General features: G+C 71.3%; 19 protein-coding genes. 12 read left to right on the top strand and 7 right to left on the bottom strand.

Annotation, left to right across the window (positions count from 1 at the left end; genetic code table 11):
* The first annotated feature begins 103 nt into the window (after positions 1-103).
* The gene (locus ABD269_RS13010; RefSeq protein WP_344117995.1) at positions 104-889 is read left to right on the top strand and encodes a hypothetical protein; all 786 of its coding nucleotides are present in this window, start codon (positions 104-106) and stop codon (positions 887-889) included.
* A gap of 106 nt (positions 890-995) precedes the next feature.
* Here the strand turns inward: ABD269_RS13010 and ABD269_RS13005 are convergent, their stop codons facing one another.
* Positions 996-1,931, bottom strand: a complete 936-nt coding sequence (locus tag ABD269_RS13005) for a hypothetical protein (RefSeq protein ID WP_344117994.1) — start codon at positions 1,929-1,931, stop codon at positions 996-998.
* Between the two features lie 609 nt (positions 1,932-2,540).
* Between ABD269_RS13005 and ABD269_RS13000 the strand changes: the two genes are divergently transcribed.
* The 3 genes from ABD269_RS13000 to ABD269_RS12990 all read left to right on the top strand — a co-directional run bounded on the left by ABD269_RS13000 (position 2,541) and on the right by ABD269_RS12990 (position 7,528).
* Complete coding sequence (locus ABD269_RS13000) at positions 2,541-4,037, top strand: C40 family peptidase (protein WP_344117993.1); 1,497 nt, start codon at positions 2,541-2,543, stop codon at positions 4,035-4,037.
* A gap of 110 nt (positions 4,038-4,147) precedes the next feature.
* On the top strand, positions 4,148-5,320 hold the full coding sequence (locus ABD269_RS12995) for an FG-GAP-like repeat-containing protein (protein WP_344117992.1): 1,173 nt from the start codon (positions 4,148-4,150) through the stop codon (positions 5,318-5,320).
* A 78-nt stretch (positions 5,321-5,398) separates the two neighbouring features.
* The gene (locus ABD269_RS12990; protein ID WP_344117991.1) at positions 5,399-7,528 is read left to right on the top strand and encodes an FG-GAP repeat domain-containing protein; all 2,130 of its coding nucleotides are present in this window, start codon (positions 5,399-5,401) and stop codon (positions 7,526-7,528) included.
* 81 nt (positions 7,529-7,609) lie between these two features.
* On the opposite strand, the gene ABD269_RS12985 is transcribed toward ABD269_RS12990, so the two are convergent.
* Positions 7,610-8,380 (bottom strand): TetR/AcrR family transcriptional regulator C-terminal domain-containing protein, encoded by a 771-nt coding sequence (locus ABD269_RS12985; protein ID WP_344117990.1) that lies wholly within the window; start codon positions 8,378-8,380, stop codon positions 7,610-7,612.
* A gap of 291 nt (positions 8,381-8,671) precedes the next feature.
* Between ABD269_RS12985 and ABD269_RS12980 the strand changes: the two genes are divergently transcribed.
* From ABD269_RS12980 to ABD269_RS12960, 5 genes are all read left to right on the top strand, one after another.
* Positions 8,672-9,076 carry an effector-associated constant component EACC1 gene (locus ABD269_RS12980; protein WP_344117989.1) on the top strand — a complete coding sequence of 135 codons (405 nt, stop codon included), beginning with the start codon at positions 8,672-8,674 and terminating at the stop codon, positions 9,074-9,076.
* Positions 9,060-13,511 carry a caspase, EACC1-associated type gene (locus tag ABD269_RS12975; protein ID WP_344117988.1) on the top strand — a complete coding sequence of 1,484 codons (4,452 nt, stop codon included), beginning with the start codon at positions 9,060-9,062 and terminating at the stop codon, positions 13,509-13,511. Before ABD269_RS12980 ends, ABD269_RS12975 begins: the two co-directional genes overlap by 17 nt.
* A 78-nt stretch (positions 13,512-13,589) precedes the next feature.
* Positions 13,590-14,828, top strand: a complete 1,239-nt coding sequence (locus ABD269_RS12970) for a cytochrome P450 family protein (protein ID WP_344117987.1) — start codon at positions 13,590-13,592, stop codon at positions 14,826-14,828.
* 102 nt (positions 14,829-14,930) lie between these two features.
* On the top strand, positions 14,931-15,407 hold the full coding sequence (locus ABD269_RS12965; protein ID WP_344117986.1) for a hypothetical protein: 477 nt from the start codon (positions 14,931-14,933) through the stop codon (positions 15,405-15,407).
* Positions 15,408-15,554: 147 nt separating this feature from the next.
* Positions 15,555-17,147, top strand: coding sequence for a trypsin-like peptidase domain-containing protein (locus tag ABD269_RS12960; protein WP_344117985.1), 1,593 nt, complete (start codon positions 15,555-15,557; stop codon positions 17,145-17,147).
* Positions 17,148-17,172: 25 nt separating this feature from the next.
* Here the strand turns inward: ABD269_RS12960 and ABD269_RS12955 are convergent, their stop codons facing one another.
* Entirely contained in the window at positions 17,173-18,033 is an 861-nt protein-coding gene (locus tag ABD269_RS12955) for a trypsin-like serine protease (protein ID WP_344117984.1), read from the bottom strand.
* Positions 18,034-18,087: 54 nt separating this feature from the next.
* Positions 18,088-18,993, bottom strand: coding sequence for an MBL fold metallo-hydrolase (locus ABD269_RS12950; RefSeq protein ID WP_344117983.1), 906 nt, complete (start codon positions 18,991-18,993; stop codon positions 18,088-18,090).
* A gap of 145 nt (positions 18,994-19,138) precedes the next feature.
* On the opposite strand from ABD269_RS12950, the gene ABD269_RS12945 reads away from it, so the two are divergent.
* The 3 genes from ABD269_RS12945 (at position 19,139) to ABD269_RS12935 (ending at position 21,372) form a co-directional block, all read left to right on the top strand.
* Entirely contained in the window at positions 19,139-19,345 is a 207-nt protein-coding gene (locus tag ABD269_RS12945; protein WP_344117982.1) for a hypothetical protein, read from the top strand.
* Entirely contained in the window at positions 19,332-20,714 is a 1,383-nt protein-coding gene (locus ABD269_RS12940) for an amidase (RefSeq protein WP_344117981.1), read from the top strand. The genes ABD269_RS12945 and ABD269_RS12940 overlap by 14 nt, the downstream gene beginning before the upstream one ends.
* 85 nt (positions 20,715-20,799) lie before the next feature.
* Entirely contained in the window at positions 20,800-21,372 is a 573-nt protein-coding gene (locus ABD269_RS12935) for a TetR/AcrR family transcriptional regulator (protein WP_344117980.1), read from the top strand.
* Between the two features lie 30 nt (positions 21,373-21,402).
* Here the strand turns inward: ABD269_RS12935 and ABD269_RS12930 are convergent, their stop codons facing one another.
* The 3 genes from ABD269_RS12930 to ABD269_RS12920 are packed head-to-tail and all read right to left on the bottom strand — an operon-like array spanning position 21,403 to position 26,901.
* Positions 21,403-22,614 carry a cytochrome P450 gene (locus ABD269_RS12930; RefSeq protein WP_344117979.1) on the bottom strand — a complete coding sequence of 404 codons (1,212 nt, stop codon included), beginning with the start codon at positions 22,612-22,614 and terminating at the stop codon, positions 21,403-21,405.
* A 43-nt stretch (positions 22,615-22,657) separates the two neighbouring features.
* Positions 22,658-23,866 carry a cytochrome P450 family protein gene (locus ABD269_RS12925; RefSeq protein WP_344117978.1) on the bottom strand — a complete coding sequence of 403 codons (1,209 nt, stop codon included), beginning with the start codon at positions 23,864-23,866 and terminating at the stop codon, positions 22,658-22,660.
* Positions 23,863-26,901, bottom strand: coding sequence for an amino acid adenylation domain-containing protein (locus ABD269_RS12920; RefSeq protein WP_344117977.1), 3,039 nt, complete (start codon positions 26,899-26,901; stop codon positions 23,863-23,865). The genes ABD269_RS12925 and ABD269_RS12920 overlap by 4 nt, the downstream gene beginning before the upstream one ends.
* Positions 26,902-26,918 lie beyond the last annotated feature (17 nt).

Below are 26,918 nucleotides of genomic sequence, written 5' to 3'. Positions count from 1 at the left end.
TGCTATTCATTGATTCTCCGCCCCCACCTCACTACAGCAGCCTGAATCCGCGGGGGATGACCGGACCGTATTCCCAATTCCTCAAGGATTGCAGGTAACGCTCATGGCAACGATGAAGCCCTGGAAGGCCCATGGCGGACGGATAGTGCTTGCGGGCGCTGCCGCAGCCGTCGTTCTCGGCGCCGCCGCATTGCCCGCCGCCGCGGCCGCCGAAGAGCCGACCACCGACCAGCTCATGGCCGACTGCGCCAGCGGTGTCGGCAAGTGCACGTTCAACAACCCGGTGGTCAAGAAGGCCTACCTCGGCGACTACCACCAGGTGTCGAACACCCTCTACAACTGCAGCACGTCCCCCGCGACGCAGGGAATCAACTGGTCGGACTCCGTGGGATCGTCGGACTCGCTCGACGTTTCCATCACGAGCGGCGGCAAGATAGCGGGCATCGTGGACCTGAGCGTCACCGCGAAATACGGGCACACCTGGAGCACCGAGCACTCGGAAGGCGGCAACCTGGGCATGACGGTCAAGCCCGGCGAGGTGGGCTGGATCTCCCGGGCCCAGGTCATGCACCAGGTCGACGGCAGATGGCAGACCCACTACGACGACCCGCACTGGGGCCACTACTACTGGTTCTGGGACGACACCATCACCAGCCCCGCGCCCAATGACACCGACGGCGTCAAAAACGCCGTGGTCGTCAAGACCCGCCCCATGACCGCCGACGAAAAGGCGTCGTGCGCGTCCCGGAACACGAAGGTGTTCACCTCGGCCACCAAGATGGAAGTCCCTCAACAGAAGACGCCGGGCTCCGGCACGGGGAAGTCCACGCCCAGCCCCGGCGACAACGGGACCGCCGCGGTGAATGAGGAAAAGAAGGAAGGCAAGTGAGCTCGCGCGGAGTTCGGTGAAGGGAAGAGCCGAACGGCCGTCGGCCTGCCGCGTCCCACGGACGTGGCAGGCCGACGGCACTCACGGCGGAACCCCGGCTCCTCGCTCAGCCTCCGCAGATGGGTGACACGTCTCCCGAGCCGACGAACACGGCATAGCCGTCGCAGCCGCCGGGGTGGTGGGAGAAGTGGTACTGCAGGCGCCAGGGAGGCGTCCCCATCGGCTTCACGAGCGAGACGTAGCGGAACGCCTCGTCGTGGTCGGCCTCCTGGAGGCGGTCGTACGCCTGGGCGGGCGTCATCGTGACCTTCTCGTCGATCGGCAGGGCGCCGATCCACCTGCTGCCGTGCTTGGTGATCGGCCCGAGCGTGCCGTCGAGGTCTCCGCTGATCTCCACGGAGGAGTTGTCGCGGTTGTTGAAGACGAACCGCCAGTGCGTCACGTCGGCCATGTCCCGGGTCGGTCCGCCCGGCGCGTCCCCCTCCGCGACCATCAGCACCGCTTGCGGATACGAGGCGCGGACCCGGGCCGTCGCCCGGTCGATGAGGCCGAGGAGGGACCGCTCGGCCGGAGCGGCCTGGGCCGCCTTCCGCGCCGGCCCGTTCACCGTGAAGGTCACCTTCCACGGGATCACGACCTGCGGACAGAGATAGCCCGGCTCCGGGATGCACCGCTGGTACGCCTCGATCTCGGCGGTGCCGGGCCGTACCGCCCGGAACGTGGCTGTCGCGTTGCCGTCCTGCGACGTACCGCCCGTCGTGCGGTCGAAGGCCTGGGAGCCGCTCGTCGTGGGCACGCTCCACGCCCATGTGGCGCCCTCCGAGCGGGAGCCGGTCAGCTCCACTCTGACGCCGTCGTCGGTCCGGACGTTCAGCGTGCGGCCGTTGTCGGCGTTCCTGAGCGTGACGTCGACTGCCGGGTGCGGGCCCGGTGCGGAGGGAGCGGCCGAGGCGGCGGGCGCCGTGGCGGCGCTCAGAGCCATGCCCACCGCCAGCGGAACGGCCAGGAGCGCGGCGGACCTGAGGGGCTTCGGAGTCTTCATGGGCGTCCGTCCTCGAGTTCTTCAGGTGTCTGAACCGCCCCAACGCTGCCCTTCCGGAACGGAGTTGTCCGTACCAATTCGCGTCATCCGGGGAGCCGGGAACCCTGGCCGGTCGTGGCCGGTCGGTATCAGGCCGCTGCCCACGAGCGGTCGGGAAGCCTCTTGAGCGCACGACGTACGGATGTTGCGAACACTGTACGGATAAGCGTACGGTGTTCTCAGAAGCGCACGGTGTTGGTGACCGGGGGGTGTGTCATGTCGGAGGATCTGGGTCGGGCGGCGGAGCTCGTGCGTCGCGCACTGCTCGCGGGCAGCGGCGCCGTCGCGATCGAGGCGGCTCGTCGGCCTGCCCGCCTCGGCCTCCAGGATTGCCGTGCGTCGACTTCCGGCGCTCCGTGATGACGGTCCGTCAAATCTGACCTGACATCACCCGGGCCGGTGCGGCCGCAGCCGTCTGCGGTCGTACGCCGTCGGGCCGAGTTCGTCCCTGGCCCGCACCTCTCTGTCCGCCCTTCCCGCAGGACGGTCGCGCGTGCCGCCTTCCTCGCGGCGGCCGCGCGGGTCTCCTGCGCGCCCTGTCCCTGGCTCACCTCTCATAAGGAAAATGACATGCGCTTGCCAATCCGAATCGCCCTGGCCACTGCCGTCGTCGGCGCCATCACCCTCACGGACGCCGGCCTGGCGTCGGCCGCGACGCACGCCAGGACTCCCTCCGCCGGGCAGAGCGCGCAGGTCAAGAAGAAGGCCGCGGACCACGGCACCTTGACCTCGTTCACCCCGACCGTGCCGAACCCGACCACCGCGACCCGGGCCCAGCTGGACGCCGCCGCACCCGCCGCCAAGAGACGCTCGCTGACCTCCGACTCCAGCACGGGCGGGTCGATCAGCCGTGACGAGGTCATAGAGAGGGCCAAGACCTGGACGGATGCCGGGGTCCCGTACAGCATGAACAAGTACCGCACCGACGCCAACGGCACCTACCGCACCGACTGCTCGGGCTTCGTCTCCATGGCCTGGCACCTCGCCTCCTCATCTGCGAACAACTACGGCGAGACGACCGGCACGCTGTTGGACTTCACGTCCTCCATCAGCAAGGACTCCCTCAAGCCCGGAGACATCCTGCTCAACCCCGACGCAGGGGCCAGCGGCCACGTGGCCATCTTCGGCGGCTGGGCCAACGCCGACCACACGAAGTACGAGGCCTACGAGGAGTCGGGCGGCGAGCCCAACGGCTACGCCAAGCACAGCACCGTCCCCTACCCGTACTGGCCCGGTCACGGCACCTTCAGTCCGCGCCGCTACGACAAGATCGTCGACAACTCGTCCGCGAATGCCATGTCGCCGCTGGTCAACGTCGGTGACATCAACGGCAACGGCGTCTCGGACCTCCTGGCGCGCCGGAAGGACGGCCACGCGCTGGTGTACTGGGGCAAGGGCGACGGTACGTACACCGACCCGACCGATCTGGGTGGTGGTTGGGACGCCTATGACTCGATCACGGGTGTGGGTGACCTCAAGAAGAACGGTATGTCCGACCTGTTGGTGCGCCGGAAGTCCGACGGTCACGCGCTCGTGTACTGGGGCAAGGGCGATGGTGGTTTCACCGACCCGACCGACCTGGGTGGTGGTTGGGACGCCTATGACTCGATCACAGGCATCGGTGACATCAACAAGAACGGTGTCCCGGACCTGATGGTGCGCCGGAAGTCGGACGGCCATGCCTTGGTCTACTGGGGCAAGGGTGACGGTGGTTTCACCGACCCCACCGACCTCGGTGGCGGCTGGGACGCGTACGACGTGATCACCAATGCCGGTGACCTCAACGGCAACGGTGTGCCCGACCTGTTGGTGCGCCGGAAGTCCGATGGCCACGCGCTGGTGTACTGGGGCAAGGGTGACGGCGGTTACACCAACCCGACCGATCTGGGTGGTGGTTGGGACGCCTATGACGCGATCACCGGTGTGGGCGACATCAACAAGGACGGTGTTCCGGACCTGATGGTGCGTCGCAAGTCGGACGGTCATGCGCTCGTCTACTGGGGCAAGGGCGACGGCGGTTACACCAACCCCACCGACCTCGGCGGCGGCTGGGACAACTACTCCTGACCCCGGCGCCCCCCGTCAGCAGTGGGGCCCGGACGCTGAACCCCCGCCCGGGCCCCTGCCGTCGGCACCACCTCACCCGATCACCCCGCACAGCGAGGATCCCCATGCCCATGAACACCCGTGTCCCCACCACCAAGCGGCTCCGCGAGGCCGCCGTGCTCCTTTCCCTCACCACCGCCCTCGCCGCGGGCGCCCTCGGCGCCACCCCCGCGAGCGCCGCGTCGGTCGCCACCTGGGACAAGGTCGCCCATTGCGAGAGCACCGACAACTGGAGCGCCATCGACATCACCCACACGTACTACGGCGGCCTCCAGATCAACATGGACAACTGGCGGCACTACGGCGGCACCGCATACGCGGCGCGCCCCGATCTCGCCACGAAGAAGCAGCAGATACTCATAGCCGAGAAGATCCTCAAAGACCAGGGGCCGGGCGCGTGGACATGCGCTCCCGGGACCGGCCTCAGCAAGGGCGGGCCCGACCCCTACCCGGCCGAGGACGCCGGCCCCGCGATGTCGCCGCTGGTCAACGTCGGTGACATCAACGGCAACGGCGTCCCGGACCTCCTGGCGCGCCGGAAGGACGGCCATGCACTCGTGTACTGGGGTAAGGGCGACGGCACGTACACCGACCCCACCGACCTCGGTGGCGGCTGGGACGGGTACGACGCGATCACGGGTGTGGGTGACCTCAAGAAGAACGGTATGTCCGACCTGTTGGTGCGTCGGAAGTCCGATGGCCACGCGTTGGTGTACTGGGGTAAGGGTGACGGGACGTACACCGACCCGACTGATCTGGGTGGTGGTTGGGATGCCTATGACGTGATCACGGGTGTGGGTGACATCAACAAGAACGGTGTTCCGGACCTGATGGTGCGTCGGAAGTCCGACGGTCATGCCCTGGTGTACTGGGGCAAGGGTGACGGTACGTACACCGACCCCACCGACCTCGGTGGTGGTTGGGACGCGTACGACGTGATCACCAACGCTGGTGACCTCAACGGCAATGGTGTGTCCGACCTGTTGGTGCGTCGGAAGTCGGACGGCCATGCGTTGGTGTACTGGGGTAAGGGTGACGGTACGTACACCGACCCCACCGACTTGGGTGGTGGTTGGGACGCCTATGACGTGATCACGGGTGTGGGCGACATCAACAAGAACGGTGTTCCCGACCTGATGGTGCGTCGGAAGTCCGACGGTCACGCGCTGGTCTATCGGGGCAAGGGCGACGGTGGTTTCACCGACCCCACCGACCTCGGCGGCGGCTGGAACGCCTACTCCTGACGCGGTTCACGGGCCGCCGCCGCACCCAAGACGCGGCGGCGGTCCCACCTCACTCTCCGGAAAGGGCAAGCCATCGCCATGACCAGACCAGTCCGCGGAACCCGCGCCGCAGCCCGAGGCATCGCCGCGGCCTTGGGGGCGCTGGCGTCCCTGACGGTGGGGTTCGCCACCGGCGGCCCGGCCGTCGCCGCCTCCGCGCCCTCCGCCCCCGCCGTCCCCAACGGGGCCATCGCCACCTACAACGCCGTCACCCGCATCAGCACCGACGGCCTGGGCTTCCAGTGGGACAACGGCCGCGACGCGGGCCGCGTGTCCACGTTCCAGTCCGCCCACCCCTCCCTCAAGCGCACCGGCATCAACGGCGTCCTGGCCGACACCTCGAACGTGACCTCGGCCCGCTCCTTGTGCCACCCGTCCAACATCACAGGGGCGCAGGGCTTCTGCTGGTCGACCGAGGACGACGGCACCACGGCCTGGTACCCGCAGGGACTCACCGGATCCGGTGAATCGCCCCAGGCACAGACCCTGGTGAACGGCCGCAAGGTCCTCCTCACCGGCTGGAGCGCGTCCGGCGACAAGCGGGAACGGATCACCTTCGCCGATGTCACCGACCCGGCCCATGTCACCTACCGGCACGCCCTCCTGGTCGGGCTCTCCGACGACAGCAAGAACTTCGCGGCCCTGACGGGGCACGCCAACGGCGTGGTCTGGGCTGGCAGTCGCCTGTACGTCGCGTCCATCGGCAGCGGCTTCGACGTATTCGACTTGAACGACATCTGGAAGATGGACGCCACCGCGGACTCCTCGGTCGGCGTGGACACGGCCGGCCGGACGCACGGGGGCGGCTTCGACTACGTCCTGCCGCGCACCGGCAGCTACGCGTACACCGGCGCGGGGGACGGCTGCGGGACATACCCGCCGGCGAACGTCCCGCAGCGCCCGTGCCTGACCGCGGCATCGCTCGACCTCAGCGGCTCCCAGCCCGCCCTGGTCACGGCGGAGGGCGACCCCGACAGCGTGGAGGACAGGTTCGGCAAGGCCACGGCGCCGGTCGTGCGCTGGCCCATCGACCCGGCCACCGGACGGCTGAAGGCCGACACCTCGGGACACGTCCAGGCATCGGACGCTTTCGCCTCCCCGATAGGCGGCACTCAGGGCATCGCCATGAACAACGGTCGGTTCGCCATCGCGAGCGCCTGCCCGGAGTTCGTCGACGCCAAGCACGGCGGCGTGGACATCCCCAGCTGTCTCTACGAGGCCAGGCCCAATGAGCCGGTACGCCTCGTCACGCGTACCGGTGTGAACATCGAGAACCTCTCCTACTGGCCCGGCAGCGACGAGCTGTGGATCGCCAACGAGGCCGACCAGCAGCGCATGGTCGTCCATACGCCCTGGCCGGACGGTCCCGCCCCGGCGGGCATGGCCCAGCTGACCTCCGCCGACTTCACCGGTGACGGCAAGCCCGACCTGGTCGGCGTCGAGACCGCCACCGGGAAGCTGTGGCTCTACCCCGGCACCGGTGACGGCACCTTCGGCGACCGCGTCCAGATCGGCACCGGCTGGGGTGGTCTGGGCAAGCTCGTCGCCGGTGACTTCACCGGTGACGGCAAGGCCGACCTGCTCGCCGTCGACCCCGACACCGGGATCCTGTACGTGTATCCGGGCACCGGCGCCGCCAAGGGCATGAGCACCCTCGGGGACCGGGTACAGATCGGCACCGGCTGGAACACCATGCGGGAGCTGACCGCGATGAACGTCGACCAGAACGGCAAGCCCGACCTGCTGGCCGTCGACAAGGACGGCGTCCTGTGGGCCTACCCCGGCTCCGGCTCGCTCGACGGCAACAACACCCTGGGCGACCGCGTCCGGATCAGCTCCGGCTGGGACACGTTGACCGAACTCACCAGCCCCGGCGATCTCGACGGTGACGGCAAGGCCGACCTCGTGGCCGTCGACCGGGACGGCAAGCTGTGGGCCTACCCCGGTTCCGGGACGCTGAACGGCGGCAACACCCTGGGTGGCCGCACTCAGCTCGGCACCGGCTGGGACAGCATGCGACAGTTGGTCGGCGCGGACTTCAACCGCGACGGCAAGGGTGACGTCGACGCCGTCGAGGCACCCGTCGGCTCCACCGGGAGCCTCTACTTCTACCCGGGCACCGGCAACAACGCCCTGGGCGACCGCACCCGGATCGGCACCGGCTGGTAGTCCGGGAATCGCCCGCCGTCGCTCATGCCCCCGCCTTCGGTAAGGCGGGGGCACGCGCATGTCCCGGCGGGGCGGCGTGCGTCAGTCCGCGGCGGCCTGCGTACGACGGAGCCGGAGCTCCAGGCCGTCGAGGACGCAGTCGAGCCCGTCGCCGAAGTTGTCGTTGCGGGTGTCGTCCGAGTCCTGGACCTGCTGCGCGGCGTACAGCCTGCGCAGCCGCGGGTACGCCTGCGCGGCCTGCTGGGCCGCCGGCCACAGGCTGTCCACGCCTTCCTGCTCGCTCAGACCGCTGCGGGCGAGCCGGGACAGCCACGCGGCCTCGGTGGTCGACACCCCTATGGCGTACGAGGCGACCGCGTTCACGGCGCGGTCCGCCTGCTCCAGCGAGAAACCGGCCTCCTCGAAGATGGCGAGCATGCCGTCGGAGAGCCGCATCGCGTTCGGCCCCAGGGAGACCACGCCCGCCTCGCCCAGCCCGGAGACGATCCAGGGGTGCCGGTGGAACACCGACCGCAGGCTCTGCGCGCAGCGCGTGATGGCCGGACGCCACTCGGTCCGCATGTCCGTGGCGCCGGCGTCGGGCACCTCGATCTCGCCGTAGATCTCGTCCACGACCAGTTCGATCAGTTCGTCCTTGTTGGCCACGTGTGTGTACAGCGAGGTGGCCCCGGCGTTCAGGCGGGTGCCGAGTTTGCGCATGCTCAGCGCGTCGATGCCGTCGGCGTCCAGCAGTTCCAGTGCGACGGACACGATCTGGTCCCGGCTGAGCGTGGGCTGCTCCCGCTTGCGGCGCTGGGGTCGGGTCCACACCGACGGGATCGTCTGCTTCGGCTGCTCATCGTCGATCGGCATGCGGCCTCCTCTTTCTCGGGCCCCAGGATAGTCCCCGGACGGCACGCTGTACGCATGTGTGTACATCGTGCGGAAGGCGCACGCTGTACGGGGGTCCTCCTCGGGTCGGGCGACGCGACGGAGGCCGGTCGGGCTCGTGGGATCACGATTGGCAAAGCCGCCTCCGGTGAGGTGCTTCTTCGCGTGAGGTACAGGAGGGTCGCAGCAAGCCATGGCGACACTCAAGTGGGCGCAGTACGCTCGTGGGTTGGCGCGCGATGGGAGCGCGGCAGGTGGGGGACAGGGGGTCCGGTGCACATCGAATTACGGATTTCAGGTGGCGAGGACGCCCAGGGGCTGAGGTCGCTGCGGGAGTGGCTGACCGAGGAGCCCGACCTGCGGGGCCACGTGCGGATGATCGAGCGGCCGCCCGCACCCGGCGAGTTGGGGTCGGAGCTGGAGGCCCTCGTCGTGGGGCTGGGACCCGGCGGGGCGATAACCGCCGCGGTGGGGCTCCTCGTCTCCTGGTTGCGGAGGCGGCGGGGAACGCTGAAGATGCGCGTGGTGCTGCCCGACGGCGGTTCGGTCGAGCTGGAGTCCGACGTCGTGTCGGCACTGCCCGCCGACGAGCTGTACGACCTGGTCGACCGCCTCGTCGAGCGGATCGGCCCGAACGGCGAACCGGCAGGGGAAGAGCCGGATGACGCCGCCTCCTGACGAGGTCTTCCTCCCTTTGTCGGGACCGGGCGTGAGGGTCGTGCTCGCCGGTACGGGCAGACACCGGCCGGGTTCCGAACTCCCGGACATCGCCCAGGTCGAGCGGTCCTTACGAGACCTGCGCGAGGCGCTGGTCCGGCACTGCGGCGTCCCGGACGGCGGGCCCAACCTCACCACCGTCCTCGACCCGGCCGACCCCGTACTCCTGGGCGAAGCGATCACCACGGCGGCCGAGCAGGCCACGGAGGTGTTCCTGCTCCACTACGTGGGCCACGGCGTGATCAGTCCCGGTGGCGAGCTGCACCTCGCCACGCGGGCGACGGACAGCCTGTCGACGGGGTTGTCGTACAAGGCGCTGCCGTACTCGGCGGTGCGGGACGCGGTCTCCCGGTGCCGGGCACCGATGGTCGCGATTCTGCTGGACTGCTGCTTCTCGGGCCGGGAGCGTGGATCCTTCGCGCCGGCGACCGCGGGGGCGCTGGAGCTCGCCGCGATCCACGGCACCCACTTGCTGGCCTCCGCCGCCCGGGAGGAGCGGAGCCTGGCGCTGCCCGGCCAGCCCCACACGGCGTTCACCGGCGCGCTGGTCGAGCTGCTGAACCAGGGCGATCCCACGGGCCCGCGGCAACTCACCCTGGACCACGCGTACCGGTACCTGGGCCGCGTGCTGCCCGAACGCTCGGCACCCCGCCCGCACCGCCACTTCGCCGACCGGGGCGGAGAGATGGTCCTCGCCGTCAACCCGGCCGCCCCCGCCACGCCCCCGCCGCCGTCGGTGCCGCTCGGCGAGGCTCCGCAGGCCACCTGCCCGTACCCGGGCCTGCGGCACTTCGGGAGTGACGACGCCGGGTTCTTCTTCGGCCGCGCCGGCATGACCGCCCAACTGCTGGAGCACGTCGTCGGCCGGCTCGCCGCCCCCGGCATGGTGGCCCTCCTCGGGGCGTCCGGCTCCGGGAAGTCGTCGCTGCTGCGCGCGGGTCTGTTGCCCGCGCTGTCGCGGGGCGAGGAGCGGACCCGCGGTTGGCCGCGGCTGCTGATCACCCCGGGGAAGCACCCGCTGGAGGCGCTCACCGGAACCCTGCGCCGGGCGGCGCAGGCCGCGGCCACCGGCGAGGAGCGGCTCGGCCCCGTCGACGCGGCGCTGCTCCTGCGCGAGGCCGACGGCCCCACCGCGGGCCGACGGATCCTGCTCGTCGTGGACCAGTTCGAAGAGGTCTTCACCGAATGCGCGGAGGAATCCGAGCGGCGAGCCTTCCTGGACACGCTCGACGAACTCACACGGCCCCGCCCGGACGGCGGCGAGCCCGTCGCGATCGTGGTTCTGGGCGTCAGAGCCGACTTCTACCCTCATCTCCTGCGCTACGGCCTGTTGACGGACGCCCGGCGGATCGCACAGCTCCCGGTCCGCCCGATGGAGGACGCGGACCTGCGCGCGGCCGTCGAAGGCCCGGCCCGCACCATCGGACTGCCGCTGGAGGACGGACTGCTCGACCTGCTGCTGCACGACCTGTCGGCGGGCGCGACCGAGCAGGAGACGGACGCTCCGGAGGCCGGGCAAGGGGCGCGGCAGGCCGAAGGGCCGACGGAGCGGGCGGGTGCGCTGCCCTTTCTGTCGTACGCCCTCCAGGCGACCTGGCAGCTGACGGACGGCCGGGCGCTGACCCTGTCCGCGTACCGTGCGACGGGCGGCATCTGGGGTGCTGTCAGGCAGCGGGCCGACCAGGCCCTCGCGCAGCTGGACCCCGGGGCGCAGGAGGCGGCCCGGACGGTGCTGCTGCGGATGATCCGGCTCGGGGAGGGCACCCAGGACACCCACCACCCGGTGGACCTGACCGAACTGCGGCGGGAGGAGTCCGCTCCGGACGGCGAAGCCGTCGACCGGGCAGTGGACGCCCTGGTGCGGGCGCGGATCGTCACTGTCGACCAGGAACAGGCCCGGATCAGCCACGAAGCCCTGCTGCGGGGCTGGCCGGCGCTGCGGCAGTGGATCAGGGAGGGCCGCGAGGAACTGCTGGCCCGGCAGCGGCTGCACGACGACGCCACAGCCTGGACGCGCGACGGCGACCGCGACCGGCTCTACGACGGGGAGCGGCTCCGGAACGCCCTGCGCCTGACCGGCCGACGCCCCGGCGCGCAGCAGGAGACAGCAGTCGGGCGCTTCCTGAATGACAGTCAGGTGCAGAGCAGGCGGAACACCCGGCGCCGTCAACTCAGGCGTACGGTCCTGATACTGCTGACCGTCGCGTCCCTGTTGCTGGGCGGCTTGGCCCTCGTCAACGCCGACCACGCCCGCGGCGCCGCGCGTGAGGCCCAGTCACGGGCGCTGTCGGCACAGTCGGGCGAGTCGGCGTCCCGCGGCGACGGCAGGCTCGCGGACGCGCAGGCGATCTCCGCGTGGCAGGTGAGCCATACCCTGGAGGCGCGCAGCGCGGTGCTGACGGCGCAGACCTACGGCTACGGCGGCACCCTCGCGGGCCACGACGCGGCGATCTCGGAGGTCGCGGTGAGCCCGGACGGCCGGACCATCGCCACCGGCCAGGGCAACGGCACGGTCCGGATCTTCGACGCCGCCACCCACCGCATGCTGTGGCAGGTGCCCCAGTCTTCCGGCACCCTGCTCGGCCTGGCCTTCTCCCGTGACGACACCCTCCTCACCGCCTCCTACGATCAGCAGGGCGACACCGGCGGCACCCGCGCCTGGAACGTCCGCACCCGGGAAGGGGCCGGCACACTCACAGGCGCCGCCGGCCGACTGACCGTCAGCCCGGACAAGGACTGGTTCGTCGTCGCGGCTCCCACCGCGGCACAGCTGTTCACCAGCGACGGCCGGCGCGCGGCGGTCTTCGAGCTCCCCGCCGACACCGCCGACCGCGCGGGACTGTCCGCGGTCGCGATCAGCCCGGACGGCCGGACCCTGGCCGGTGTCGGGCACGCCGCGTCCGGCCTGTCGCTGTGGGACCTGGCCACGGCTGAACAGGCCTTCCTGGCCACCGGCCGGACGCAGGCGGGCCGCCTGCGGGACCGGCTCCCGCTGTCGGGCGCCACCGGCCAGGAGAACACCGTGGCCTTCGACCGCCAGGGCGACCGGATCGCGGTGGGCGGCAGTGACGGCAGCGTCCATGTGTGGAACACCGCCGACTGGCGGCAGTCGTGCGGCCCCCGCAGCATCAATGACGCCATGGTGAACCAGCTGGCCTTCAGTCCCGACGGCTCCCTTCTGGCCGCCGCAACTGCCGTCGGGATCTCCACTCTGTGGACCGACACCTGCCGGAACACCGGAGGGCCGCAGTTTCCCGGATACAGTCAAGTGACCACGCTCGCTTTCAGCCCCGACGGCCGATTCCTGGTGAGCGGCATGTGGGAACCGCACACCGTCAACATCTGGCGGACGGCCCCCAAGTACTTCGTCGGCAACACCGGCTCCAACTGGCTCGCCTACCGTCCGGACGGCCGTGCCATCGCCGTGGCCGGGAACATGGACGCGCGAGGCCGGGGCGGCGACGGCCTGCGCGTGATGGACCCCGCATCGGCGGGCGGATTCAGGCAACTCGACGCCGGCGCGACCACCTTGGCGACCGCGTACAGCCCGGACGGATCCCTGCTCGCCGGCGGCGACGCCGACCACGCCGTCCGCCTGTGGGACGCGTCCAGCGGGCGGCTGCGCACCACCCTGACCGCCACCGGCCCGGCGGGCGGTGACGGACGCCAGGTCTGGTCCGTGGCCTTCAGCCCGGACGGGCGGACGCTCGCGGCCGTCCTGTGCCACTACTACCAGCGGCCGGGAGAGCCCGTCATCTTCGACTATCTGGTGCTGTGGGACACGGCGACCGGCGCCCAACGGGCGGCATGGCAACTGGACAACTCCAGCCCCGCGACGAAAGTGGCCTTCGCGGGACGAGGCGGCCCGCTGGTCGTCTCCGGCACCGGAGGCAACAGCCACAAGGTGGAGCTGCGCGACGCCGACGACGGAAGGTTCCTGTCGGTCCTGACGGAGGGCGACCGCGGGGTGACGGCCCTCGCCATCGCTCCCGACGGGCGGACCGCGGCTCTGGGACCTCACGACGGGGCAGTGCGCCTGTGGGACCTCACGACCCGGCGACCGATCGGCGGGCCCACCCTCGGTCACACGGACTCGGTCTGGCGGATGGCCTTCAGCCCCGACGGCAGGACGCTGGCCACCGTCGCCGGCACCAACGATGCGCTCCGCCTGTGGGACGTCGACACTGGGCGGGCCCTCGCCGTTGTCAAGCCGGACCTCGGTGTGCTCGGCGGCCTGGCGTTCGCGCCCGACGGACGTCACCTCGCGGTCTCCGGCGGCGCCGGGGCCGTCGCCGTGCTGGACATCGCCCCGGACCGTGTTGTCGCCACGCTGTGCCAGGCGCTGCGCGGGGCCTCGTCGACGACCGACAGCGTCACACCGTCACCACGGTGCTGATCCTTGGGCAACACCCCTGCCGGATCCGATGACCGGCCTTGCCGCCCCCGCATTCACCCACGTCCCGAGGAGCCTCAGATGCAGGACCGATCCGACGCACCACATCGCCTCGACGCCACCGGAGCCGACCAGCACGCGGCCAACGAGCGGCTGCGCGCGCGGGGCCCGGTCGTGCCCGTGGTGCTGCCCGGTGACGTCGCCGCCGTGGCGGTCACCCGGCACGAGGAGCTGAAGGAGTTCCTCGCCCACCCCGAAGTCGCCAAGAACGCCCGCCACTTCACGGCACTGCGCGAGGGCGCCGTACCGCCGGGGTGGCCGCTGGCCACCTTCGCCACCGTCGAGGGCATGACCACCGCGGACGGGGACGACCACCGGCGGCTGCGCGGGCTGGTCACCCAGGTCCTCACCCCGCGACGCGTCGAAGAACTACGGCCCCGCGTCGAGGAACTGACGGACCGTCTGCTGGACGCGCTCGGCCGGGCCGCGTCCTACGGAGCCGCGGGGGTGGTCGACCTGCGCGAGCACTTCGCCCTTCCCCTGCCCATGGCCGTCATCAGCGAGCTGCTCGGCGTCGACCCGGACCTGCGGGACGGGCTGCACCAGTTGTCGACTCTCATCGTGAGCACCACGACCACCCCCGAGCGGGCCCTGGCCGTCAACCGCGACATGGCCGACATCCTCGACCTTGTCGTCGCCCGCCGCCGCGCGGCCCCGGGCGACGACCTCACCAGTGCGCTCCTGGCCGCGCGGGCCGAGGACAGCGACCGGCTCACCGACCGCGAACTGACCGGCACCCTGCTGCTCATGGTCGTCGCCGGGCACGAGACCACGCTCAACCTGATCACCAACGCGGTACGGGCGCTGTGCGCGCACCCGGAGCAGCTGGAGCTGGTGCGCACGGGAAAGGCCGACTGGGCGGACGTGGTCGAGGAGACCCTGCGCTACGACAGCCCGGTGAGCTTCTTCCCGTTCCGCTACCCGACCCGCGACCTGACCATCGGTGGCACGGTCGTCCCCCGGGGCACCCCGGTGCTCGCCTCGTACACCGCCGCCGGCCGCGACGAGCGGGCGTACGGCCCCGACGCGGCCCGCTTCGACATCACCCGCCGCCCCGCGGCCCGCCACCTCTCCTTCGGCCACGGCCCGCACTACTGCCTCGGGGCACCGCTGGCACGACTGGAGGCGACAACCGCCCTGAGAGCGCTCTACACCCGCTACCCGGACCTCGAACTCGCCGTCCCCGACCACGATCTGCCACCGCACCCCAGCTTCGTGGGAAACAGCGCGGAGGTACTGCCGGTGCGGCTTCGGCCGTAGCACGGCGGCGTGGCTGCGGTGCCTCGGTCATGGCGTCGGTGGCCAGGGCGGCGTGGTGGCCGTGGTGAACCCGCCCGGACCCGTGCTGGGCAAAATGGACGCATGGTCAACGACGAGAAGGCGGGCTTCATCCTGCCGCGGGGCGCGACGGGCTTCTTCCGGCCGAAGGACGGCCCGCTTCCCGAAACGGATCTCCGGGCTTTCCGTGCCGGTCTGCACGCGGCCGCCCGTGCCGCCGGAGGCAAGGTGGGCGAGGTGGAGGAGCGGGCGTACCCCCGTACCTTCCACGCCGCGTCGGTCATCGTCGGCGCGGACGAGAGCGTCATCCTGTGTCACGCCCATCACCCCTGGATCGCCTTCGCCCGGGAACGCCGGGTTCTCTACAACGACGAGTTCCTCGCTCCGCCGCCATGGGCTGACGCCTTCGCCCACGCGGGGCTCATGGTGCTCAGCGGTGAGCAGCTGTTCATGCCCCTCTCCGATGTGGACACTTCCGTGCTTACGCAGGGCGAGTGGCAGGAGGTGCGCTTCTACGGGATCACAGCGTTGGGCGGGGTGCTCTTCAACGCATGGGACTGATGGGGGCGGGCGCCCGCCCCTCGCCCGAGAAGGCTGCCTGGGAACTGTGGCCAGGGCATGACCGAAAGCGGAACCATCCCCTCGTAGGAGGCCGAAGCCTCTGCGACAGTTCGAGGCGTCCCGAGTCGCCGATCATGGAGGACCGCCTTGAGAGACGTCTTTCTTCCCCGCGTTCTCGCCCGAATACGCGGCCCGTTGGCCGTGGGTGCCTGTGGGGTCGTCGCCGCGGGGATGATCTGCGGAGGCCAGGCGCAGGCCGTGCAGCCGTCGCGGGCCGATGTCCGGGCCGGTGCGCAGGCGGACCCGGAGGATGCGCCGCTCATCGACTCCGGCTCCGCCGCCGGGCGGAAGTTCCGTTCGTCCGGCCGTCTCGTCGGGGGCGGTGGTACCACCTGCACGGCGACGCTCGTCCATGCCCTGGGCAAGCCGGATCCCGGCGCCAAGGCGATCGTCCTGAGCAACGGGCACTGTGTCAGCGACACGATGAAGACCAATGAGGTCGTCGTCGATCAGCCCGCGGGGCCCGACTGGAGCTTCACTCCCGCGTATTTCCACGACAACGCCGCCGAGCACAGGACGTTCCCCGTCGAGCGCGTCGCGTACGCGACGATGAAGGGCATCGACGTCTCGGTGCTCCAGCTGTCCGTCACCTACGGCGAGCTGGCCCGGCTGGACGTGACGCCCCGCACGCTCGCCACCGCCCGTCCCGCCCCGGGTACCCCTCTGCAGGCGGCGCACGCCCCGACCGACGGTGTGGACCCCGACCGGCGGTATCTGCGGCTGTCCGCCTGCAAGGTGACGGCCTCCTCGGTGGCCCTGCACGAATACACCTGGCTGTGGCGGGACTTCACCCGCACCGACTGCCTCGGCATCAGCGGCGGCTCATCCGGCGGCCCCGTCACCACCGCGAGCGGCGAGCAGATCGTGGGCATGCTCAACACCGTGTCCACGCCCGGCTACCTCGGCTGCGGCCTCGGCCGCCCCTGCGAGGGCAGCGCGTCCGGACTGGTGGTGCCCAAGGACAACACCGTCTACGCGACGCCGGTCGACGCGGTCGCCTCCTGCCTGGACGGTACGGGCCTGCGGCTGGACCGGAGCGGCTGCCGGCTCGACCGGGGCGAGCAGGTCGACGTCGCCTCGTCAGGACAGCACACGCAGAGCAACACCCCGCAGGGCCCCGCCCGCTGGGACGCCCGCGTCACACCGCGCAAGGACGCGCACCACGCGTACGCCGCCTTCAAGACCGGCCCGTTCGGCGCCGTCGACTGCACCGACCCGCGCGGCTACACCCGGCCCCGGCCCCTGCCCGCCACGGGCCTGGCGTACACCGAGCTCCTGCCCAAGCATGACAACCTGTATGTGCTGTGCGCCGTCGGCGGACCGGACGCCCGCCTGGGCGGCGGCGAATGGGCGAAGTCGCTCGCACACCCGTCGTACGCCTACGCGCGCGTCGACAACACCCCGCCGACCGTCGCTCCCCAGGTCGATATCCAGCAGTTCGGCACCGGAGCGGACTCCTCGTACTGGGTGCGTCCCGTCTACATGCCGTGGGAGATCACTTCGTACAAGGTCAAGTACGGGCCGAAGGGCGGAACCGACTGCTCCGACCCGGAGGGCTACCGGCCCTACCTGGGAGTGCCCGCGAGCCTGAAGGGTTCCGAGGGCCCCTGGGCGTACTGCGCCATCGGCTACGACAACGCCGACAACCCCACACCGCCGTCCGTCTTCACCGTCGGGTAGACGCTGACGGGGCGCGGGGGGCGGATCAGCCCCCCGCGCTGACGGCCTTGTCGTAGAGGGCCTTGATGGCGTCGTTGAAATAGGGGCTGTAGGAGGTGTCGTCGGTGTCCCCGCCCGCCTGGTAGCCGCCGATGACACCGATCACGTCACCGGTGTGGGTGGCGCGGTCGAAATTGGCCAGCCAGGGGCTGCCGCTGGTCCCGCCGCTGTAGCCGGTGCAGTCGACCTTCATCTGGTCCGCCTGGAACTTCGTGGCCTTGTTGACGCACGAGATGGGGTCCTCGCCGCTCGACGGGTAGCCCGTGATCCGGACGTGCTTGTCGTAACCGGCGTTGTAGCCGAAGCGGTTCGCGCCCAGCACGTCCGCGATGCGTCTGCCGCCCAGTTTGCCGACGATGACGAAGCCCACGTCGTAGTCGGGGTCGGAGGACTGCGCCCAGTGGTCGTCCACCAGCATCTTGCTGACCGGCCAGATGCCGTTGGGGGACTGCCCGTTGCGGTAGCCGGGCACGAAGGCCAGGTCGGTCTGGTAGCCACCGCCCTTCCCGGCGTGGATGCAGTGCGCCGCCGTGATGACGATGGACTTTCCCGGGCTGTCCACGACGCTGCCGGTGCAGAAGTGGTCGCCCGTCCCGTCGTGGCCGAACACCGCGCCCACCCGGGCGTTCGACTCGGTCGGCGGTGGCGTACGGGAGACCCCGGGCTGGCGGTGCAGCGGACGGGCGCCCTCCATCCGGCTGGCCGTCCACTCGTCCGGCTGGGACGCCGCCGGGGACGGCGAGGCCGAAGCTGCGACCTTCTCTTCCGGCGAGCTGCCGCTGGAGCAGCCCGAGGCGATGGCGATTACGGCCAGAACGATGACTGCCACAGCGGGACGTCGACGCATGGCGGGATTTTAGGGCACCGCCGGGGGTGAATACGCTCGCCGCTCCCTGGCGTCTCAAAGTGAGGGGATGAGCCGGTACGAGTCGCCTCGGGATGTCACCCGGCCGCCGGTGGGTGAGGGGAAGTGCGTGCCGAGCAGCAGGGTGTCGGTGTCGGTCAGGGAGGCGAGCAGGCGGCGCCGGGTGGCTGCAGCCTGGCGGGGGTCGGTGTCCACGCAGCTGTCGATCCCGGGGTCGTGCAGCTGCACGGGATGGTGGATGCAGTCGCCGGTGATCAGGGCGGTGGCGGTGCCGCTGCGGAGCTCCACGGAGATGTGGCCGGGGGTGTGCCCCGGGGTGGGGATCAGTCGGACGCCCGGTGCGACCTCGGTGCCCTTCGCCGGGACGTCGACGAGGTGGAGCAGACCGGCGTCCTTGACGGGGTGGACCGAGTCCCGGAACATCTGGCGCCGGGCATCGTCCATCTCCGCCGTCGACCAGTGGTTCCACTCCGCCCGGGCCGTCAGGTAGCGGGCGTTGGGGAAGGTGGGCTTCCACAGGCCGCCGTCCGCGCGGGTGTTCCACCCGACATGGTCGGTGTGGAGGTGCGTGAGGATCACCAGGTCGACGCTTTCCGGTGCGAAGCCGGCGGTGGTCAGGCGCGTGAGGTAGTCGCTGTCGAGGTTGTCCCATGCGGGGTTGGCGCGCGTCTTGCCGTTGCCGATGCCGGTGTCGACGAGGACGCGCAGCCCGTCCACCGAGAAGGCGAAGCTGTGACTGGCCAGGCGCAGAGTCCCGGCTTCGTCGGCGAAGTCGGGCCGCAGCCAGGGCGCTCGGGCCACCACGTCCGGGCCGGCTGCCGGGAGCAGCCAGGATCCGGTCTGCGAGGGCAGGGGCACTTCGTCGACGCGGTGGATGCCGAGGTCTCCCAGGCGCCAGGTCGGGGGCGCGGGGCTGGGTGAGGGCGTCGAGTGGCCGTGCATGGGGCGCCTCTTCTCTTAAAGCTATGCGTTTGCGTTAGTCGACACTAGTCCCTTACTGTCCACTAACGCAAACATTTCGCGTTAGCTGGGTGTGGCTGTCGAGTCGCTGCTCAGCAGCAGACGCGCATGCACATGAAAGGCACCCATGAGCACCGCCGAACTCACCGCCCGGGAAGCCGCCCGTTGGGCGCTCCGCGCCGGGCTCCCGCTGGAGGGCGAACGCCACGCCGACGTGGCCGCCACCGCGAACCACATCCATGCGGTAATAGCCACCCTGCGTGACCTGGACTTCCAGGAGATAGCTCCTGCCACCCACGCCATCGCGCCGGAGGTGGCGGATGCGTCCCTTTGAGCTGACCCTCGCCGAAGCGGCCGCCGCGGTGGGCAGGGGGGAACTCTCCCCGGTGGAGCTGACCCGTTCCGTCCTCGAGCGGATCGGTGCCGTCGATCAAGAGCTGCGGGCCTACGTCTCCGTGGTGGGTGAAGAGGCGCTTCGCTCGGCCGCGCGGGCGGCGGACGAGATCGCGACCGGCCGCCACCGGGGTCCGCTGCACGGCATCCCCTATGGGCTCAAGGACCTCGTCGACGTCGCCGGTATGCCGACCACGGCGAGTTCCCGGGTCAGGGCGGACCATGTCGCCGAGGAGGACAGCACCGTGGTCACCCGCCTGACCGGTGCCGGAGCGGTCCTCCTGGGGAAGACGCACACGCATGAATTCGCCTACGGGCTGACGACACCCCAGACACGCAACGCCTGGGACCGCGACCGTGTCGCGGGCGGGTCGAGCGGCGGTTCCGCGGTCGCGGTGGCCGCGGGGGCGGCCACCTTCGCCCTGGGCACGGACACCGGCGGCTCCATCCGCGTGCCCGCGGCACTCAACGGAATCGTCGGGTTCAAGCCGACCTACGGCCTCGTCCCCACGCACGGTGTGACCTCGCTGTCCTGGTCCCTGGACCACGTCGGCCCCCTCACCCGCACGGTGCGGGACGCGGCGCTCGTACTCTCCGCCCTGACCGGCCACGAGGCCCAGGGGCCGACCGGGCCCGACACGACCCGGACCCATGGCGAGGATCTCGGCGGCCTGCGGATCGGAGTGCCGGACGACTACTACTTCGACCACGTCGACCCCGAGGTCGAGACCGCCGTGCGACGTGCCATCGCGCGCATGGCCGACCTCGGGGCCGAACTCGTCGGGGTCCAGACCCCGATGGCCCGCTACGTCCAGGCGACCCAATGGGGCCTGATGGTCCCGGAGGCGACCGCCTACCACGAGCGGACGCTGCGGTCGGTCCCCGAGCTGTACGCACCGGATGTGCGGGTGCTCCTCGAAGCAGGCGAACTGGTGTCGGCGGGTGATTACTTGCGGGCCCAGCGGGCCCGCGCCCTCATGCGCCAGGCATGGATGCGGGTGTTCGGCCGGGTCGATGTGATCGCCGCGCCCACAGTGCCGATGACGGCCGCCCCGGCCGGTCAGAATGCCGTCGAATGGGCGGACGGCACCACGGAGAGCGTCTCGGACGCCTACGTCCGCCTCTCCGCGCCCGCGAACATCACCGGGGTGCCGTCGCTGACCCTGCCGGTCGGGCGCGACCACGCGGGCCTGCCCATCGGCATGCAGCTGATGGCCAGGCCCATGGGCGATGCCACCGTGCTGCGCGTCGGCCAGGCCTACGAGTCGGCCCACGGTCGTCTCGGTGCACCGGCCGTCGTGGCAGCCTGATGGGAGCGCGGCGCGGCGCGCCCGGCGGTGGAGAGACGCGGGGCCGCTCACTTCAGAAGCAATTTATTTGCTTTAAGCTGGCGTCATGAGTCCCAAGGCCATGGCCCGCCCCGGGGGGCGCAGCGCCCGCGTCCAGGAGGCGGTGCATGCCGCCGTGCGCGAGCTCGAAGCCGAACAGGGCCGCGAGGCGCTGACCGTCCCGGCCGTCGCGGCCCGCGCGGGTGTCACCCCTTCGACGATCTACCGCCGCTGGGGCGACCTCCAGGAGCTGCTGTCGGACGTGGCCGTCGAGCGCCTCCGCCCCGAGGAGGCCCCCGCCGACCACGGGAGCCTCCATGCGGACCTGTCGGCCTGGGCCAGGCACTTCCTCGACGAGATGGCCTCCCCATCGGGCCGCGCCTACATCCGCGACGCGCTCCTCGGCGACCCCGACGGCGCCAACGCCGGCCAGTGCTCGGCGTACGCCGCCGACCAGGTCGAGGTGATCCTCGCCCGTGCGACGGAGCGCGGCGAAGAGGTTCCGGGCGTCGAGGCGGTCATGGACCTTGTCGTGGCGCCGATGATGTACCGCATCCTGTTCCGCCCGGGCCGGTTGACCGCCGCGTACGCGGATCACCTCGTACAGACCGCGCTCACCTCGGTCGCGCCGCCCCGCTGACCCACCTCGGCGTGGCGTGCCGGGAGGCTCTCACCACGTCACCGGAATGCAGGCAGCCATGATCGCCATGCGGTTGGGGTGCCAGGGCACCTCGTCCGCCGGTACCGCGAGGCGGATGTCCGGCAGGCGGTCGAGCAGGACGCGGAAAGCCGTGTCGGAGTGGCTGCGCACCAGGTGGGCGCCGGGGCAGTGGTGGCGGCCGTAGCCGAAGCGCATATGGGGGTTGGGGGAGCGGGTGGGGTCGAAGGTTTCGGGGTCGGTGAACGCGGTGGGGTCGTAGTTGACCGCGTCCAGGGAGAGCAGGATCAGGTCGCCCTCCTTGACGGCCTCGGTGCCGAGCTTCTTGTCCTCGGTGACGAAGCGCGGAATCGCGTTGCCCAGGACGACGCTGCACCGCAGCAGTTCCTCCACACAGCCCGGCATCGTCTCCGGCCGGGCGCGTACGGAGCTCATCACCTCGGGGTGCTGGAGGAGATTGAACGCGGCGACCCCGAGGAAGCCGGCGAAGTCCTCGTAGCCGCTGACGAAGAGGACCGACCCGATGTTCGACAGTTGTTCGTCGGTGAGGCCGTGCTGGATGTCGTTGAGGTCCGCGAGGCGGTCGAGCAGGCCGCGCGGCTCCCCGGGGCGGCGGGCGGCCATGTGCTCGTGCACATAGACGCGGATCTCCTCCCAGTTGCGGGCGAGCTCCTCGTTGGTGGGCGTCACCATGGTCAGGTCGAGGTCGGCCCGCACGGCGAGCCACTCACGGTCCTCGAAGGGCAGGCCGAGCAGCCGGCACATGCACTGCGCGGCGACCCACTCCGCGAAGTGGCGCTGCAGATCGCCCGGATTGCCCTCCCGGACCATCGCGTCCAGGCCCTCGCGGGTGACCTCGGCGACCCAGTCGGAGGGCAGGTCCGGCTGGTTGCGGCCGAGCGCCTTGAGCACCTCGTCGCGCAGACCGGCCCGCTGGAGGTGGTTCATGGCGTCCAGCAGCTCGGGGGCCAGGATCGGGGCGTCCTGCCCCGGGCTGTCGGGGTCGCCCAGCACCGACCGGGCGAACTTCCGCTCCCGCAGCACCTGCTGGGTCAGCTCGTAGCCGGTGACCAGCCACGCCTCGCCGCCGGAGTTGGTGCTGACCCTGGCCACCGGGCAGCGGCCCCGGAGATCACCGAGTTCGGGGGCGAGCCGGTCGCCCCGGGTGCTGAAGGGGTAGTGCGGCAGGGCTTCCTCGGATGCGTGTGCGTCCGGTGCGGTCATGTCTTCGGGCCTCTCTCGTGTGGTGGGCGGGCGGCGGGGCAGGTCACCAGCGCACCGGCAGCCGCGCCGGAGCGCGCAACGGCGTGGACTCGTCCCAGGGGATCGACTCCGCGGGGACGGCGAGTTCGATGTCGGGCAGCCGCTCCAGCAGCACCCGCACGGCCGTGCCGAGTTGCAGCCGGGTCAGATGGCCCCCGGTGCAGGCGTGCGGCCCGTGCCCGAACGCGATGTGCGCGTTGGGCGTCCGGGTCAGGTCGAGGCTGTCCGGGTCGGCGAACGCCGCCGGGTCGCGGTTGGCGGAGGCGGGGACCGGGACGACCGCGTCACCGGCGCGGATCCGCTGCCCGTGCAGGGTGAAGTCCTCCTCCGCGACGAGGATGTTGATGGCGTTCATCAACGGGACGTACCGCAGCAGCTCCTCCACCGCCGTGCCGATCCCCTCGGGGGCGTCGCGCAGCTTCCGCATCTGCTCGGGGTGGGTGAGCAGCGCGAGCAGTGCGTTGCCGGTGTGCTGCATATTGGTCTTGTAGCCGGCCATGAGCATGGTGACGACGAAGCTGACGACGTCGTCACGGGTCAGCTCGCTGCCCGCGCGGCGGCTCTCGGCCAGCAGGAGGTGGATGTAGTCCTCGCCCTCCTCCCGCTCCTTGCGGCCGATCAGCTCGGAGGCGTAGTCCTGCAGCGCGTACAGGGCCGCCAGCACCTCCTCCATCGACAGCCCGGCGGCGCCGAGGAGGGTGAGGGTGTGCGGCAGATACACGTCACGGTCCTCGTGCGGCAGCCCGACCGTCTCGCACAGCACCCGCAGCGGCAGCGGCTCGACGTACGCGGCGATCAGATCCGCCGTACGGCCCTCGGCCGAGGCCGTCATCGTGTCGATCAGCTCTTCCGCCATCGTCCGGATCCGGGGCTCCATGAACTCCAGCCGGCGCCGGCCGAAGAGCGGCAGCACGGCGCGGCGCACGCGCTCGTGGTGTGCGCCGGTCATCTCCAGGAACGTCGGCAGACACGGCGGCGGCGCGTCCTCCTCCTCGCGGGGCGGCCAGGCCGAGAGCAGCGGCCGGACGAGGCGGGGATCGGCGAAGGCGGCACGCGCGTCCTCGTAGCGGCTGATCAGCCAGCCCGTCTCGCCGTTGGGCAACTGTGCTTTGACGACCGGTTGTTCGGCGCGCAGCCGGGCGTAGGCGCACGGCGGCCCTGCGGTGCCCGGTTCGACGTCCGGGACGGGGACGAGTGCTTCGGTGTCACTCACGCGGTGTGCTCCGTTCCGGACGGGGCACCGTGCTCCGGCACCGGCCGCCTGATGTAGCCGGAGGAGAAGAAGTACTCCAAGTACCGGTCGAGCAGGGCGGAATCGACCGGCGGGCAGTCCAGCCCGCTGTCGGCCAGCGCCTCCTCGGCGTTGCGCCGGCCCAGCACCGGGAACGTGCCCTTGACGTACATCTCCTTGACCGACATGTCGGCGTTGCGGCTGCGGTCCACGCACAGGGACACGAACGGCGCCGTCGGGCTGGTCGGGTTCCGGCTGACGTGGCGCACCAGCTCGCCCACCCACTGCCCGTACGGCAGTGTCCGCACCTCGCAGCCTGCCGCGCGCATCCGGTCGAGGACGTCCGCCAGCATCGCCGGGCGCGGGTTGGTGACATGGAAGGTCCGCCCGGTGGCCGGGCGGCGCGTGGCGATGTGGACCACGGACTCGGCGAGGTGGTCGACGGGCACGAAGTCCATCGGCAGCTCGATGTCGGGGGCGAGGCCGGTCTCGGCGATCGTCTTGAACAGCGAGCAGATGGCTGTCTCGGTGTTGCACGCACCGTGCACCCTGTCGCCCGTCACCTCGTACGGCCGGTACACGGCGACCGGCAGCCCCTGCTCCGCGGCCGCGCGCAGCACGCCCTCGGCGACCCACTTGCTCTCCGCGTAGCCCATGGTGAGCCCGTCCGCGTGGGCCAGTGGGGCGTCCTCGTCGACCTCGTGCACACCGGCCGTGCCGAAGCTGGCGACGACGGCGACGGTGGAGATGAAGTGCACGGGCACCCGCCGGGGTGCGGCGAGCCGGATGATCTCCCGGGTACCCTCGACGTTCGCCTGCCGCAACTGCTCGTAGGGGTAGAGGAAGTTGACGCGGGCGGCGTTGTGCACCACCAGGTCCACACTGCGGGACAGCTCGGCGGCGTGCTCGGGGGAGAGGCCGAGGCCGGGCTCCGCGAGGTCCGCGGGGAAGCACTCCACCCGCTGCCACGCGGCCTCGTCCGGGCACAGACCGTAGCGGGCGAGCGCGTCGCGCACCCGCTGCCCGGCGTGCGCGCGGCTCGACGCCCGTACGGGGCAGTGGACGCGCGCGGACGTCGCGCGCAGGAGGCGTTCCAGGAGGAACGCGCCGACGAAGCCCGAGGCGCCCGTGAGGAGCACGTCCGCCGGATCGTCCGGGCGCGGGGCCGGGCCCTGCGCGGGCGGCAGCTCGAAGCCGAGCTCGCTCTCGCGCACGAAGTCGACGGTCGGCTCCGGCCGCGCCGCACCGCCGCCGCGCAGTTCACGTACGGTCGCGGTGAAGCCCTCCAGGGTGGGCGCGGCCAGCAGGGCCCTGATCAGGGTGGAGCCCAGCCCGGCATCGAGGCCGAGCACCGCGAGGGTGCGGGTGACGGTCTCGGAGGCGAGCAGGGAGTCGCCGCCCAGGAGGAAGAAGTCGTCCTGCGGGGCGGGGCGCACGCGCAGCACCTGCTGCCACACCTCGGTGACCGCGTTGAGCACGCCCTCGACCTTCGTGCCGTCCGGTACTTCGACGAGCGGGGCGGTGGCCTTCAGACGGCTGCGGTCGACCTTGCCGCCGCTGGTGACCGGTAAGTGCTCCATGGCCACGAGCGCCGGGACGGCCTGTGACGGAAGCCAGTCCGCGCAGTACCGGCGCAGGTCGGGCAGCGGCAGGGGGTGACCGGGGCGGGTCGCGGTGACGTAGGCGGTCAGTGCCCCCGACTCGACCTGGACGACGGCCTCGCCGACCTCGGGGTGGGCCCGCAGGCGGGCCTCGACCTCGTCGAGTTCTATGCGGGCGCCGCGCAGCTTCACCTGGTGGTCGAGCCGCCCCCGGTACTCCAGCAGGCCGTCGGCGTCCCGTACGACCCGGTCGCCGGTCCGGTACAGCGGCCCGTGCGGCTCGATCGCGGGCAGGCTGACGAACCGTTCGGCGGTCAGCCCCGGGTCTCCGAGGTAGCCCAGGGCCAGGCCGTCCCCGCCGACGTACAGCTCCCCTTCCTCGCCCGGCGCCGCGGGCGAGCCGTCCGCGCGCAGGACGTGGCAGGTGGACGCGCCGAACGGGCGGCCTATGGGGACGTGCGTGGCGTCGGCGGGCAGCGCACGCACCACATGGGCGGTGGAGACCACCGAATTCTCCGTCGGGCCATAGAAGTTGACCACCGTGGTGTCGGGGCACGCCGCCAGAACGGCACGCGTGAGGTGGGGGTCCATCGCCTCCCCGCCCGCCGAGACGAAGCACAGCCGGGCCAGGGCCTCGGGACGGGTCCGCGCCACGAGGTGGAAGACACTGGTCGTGAGGTAGGCGACGGTCACCCCCTGGGTCCGGAACAGCTCCTCCAGCGCGGTGGGCGAGAGCAGGTCCTCACGGTCCGCGAGGACCAGGCAGGCGCCGGTGAGCAGCGCGCCCCAGATCTCGATCGTGGAGGCGTCGGAGGACAGGCCGTAGGCGTGCAGCACGCCGTCGCCAGGGCCGGGCGCGGGCAGCTCACGGTCGGAGAGCACCAGTCGGACCACGCCGCGGTGCGGGATCGCCACCGGCTTGGGACGGCCCGACGAGCCGGAAGTGAACACCACATAGGCGCAGTCGGCGGCGGATGCGGTGGTGACCCGGATGGGGGCCGAGCCCGCGGGAACAGTGCCGTCGACGGCGTCGAGATCGACGCGGACGCGCAGTCCGCGCACGCGGCCCGCGCTGCCCGGCAGTACGACGGCCGCGCGCAGCCCGGCGTCCTCTGCCATGGCCCGCAGCCGGGCGGGCGGAAGGTCCTCGTCGAGCGGTACGTACGCGCAGCCGGCCTTGAGGATGCCCAGCAGGGCGACCAACGCCTCTAGGGAACGGCTGCCGCACACACCCACCGGCGAACCCGGCTCGACGCCCCGCGCGAGCAGGCTCGCCGCGAGGGCGTCGGAGCGGGCGTCCAACTCCCCGTAGGTCAGGGTGCGATCCCCGTGCCGGGCCGCCAGCGCCCGCGGCCGGGCCGCGGCCTGCACCTCGAACAGCTCCGGAATGCGACGGTCCCGCGGGTAAGGGGGCACGTCCGGGCCGTACGCGT

Origin of the sequence: Streptomyces blastmyceticus, assembly GCF_039521185.1 — a bacterium.
GTDB classification, from domain to species: Bacteria; Actinomycetota; Actinomycetes; order Streptomycetales; family Streptomycetaceae; genus Streptomyces; species Streptomyces blastmyceticus.
Note: the sequence above shows the minus strand (reverse complement) of the source record. Positions and strands in the feature narration are given on the sequence as shown.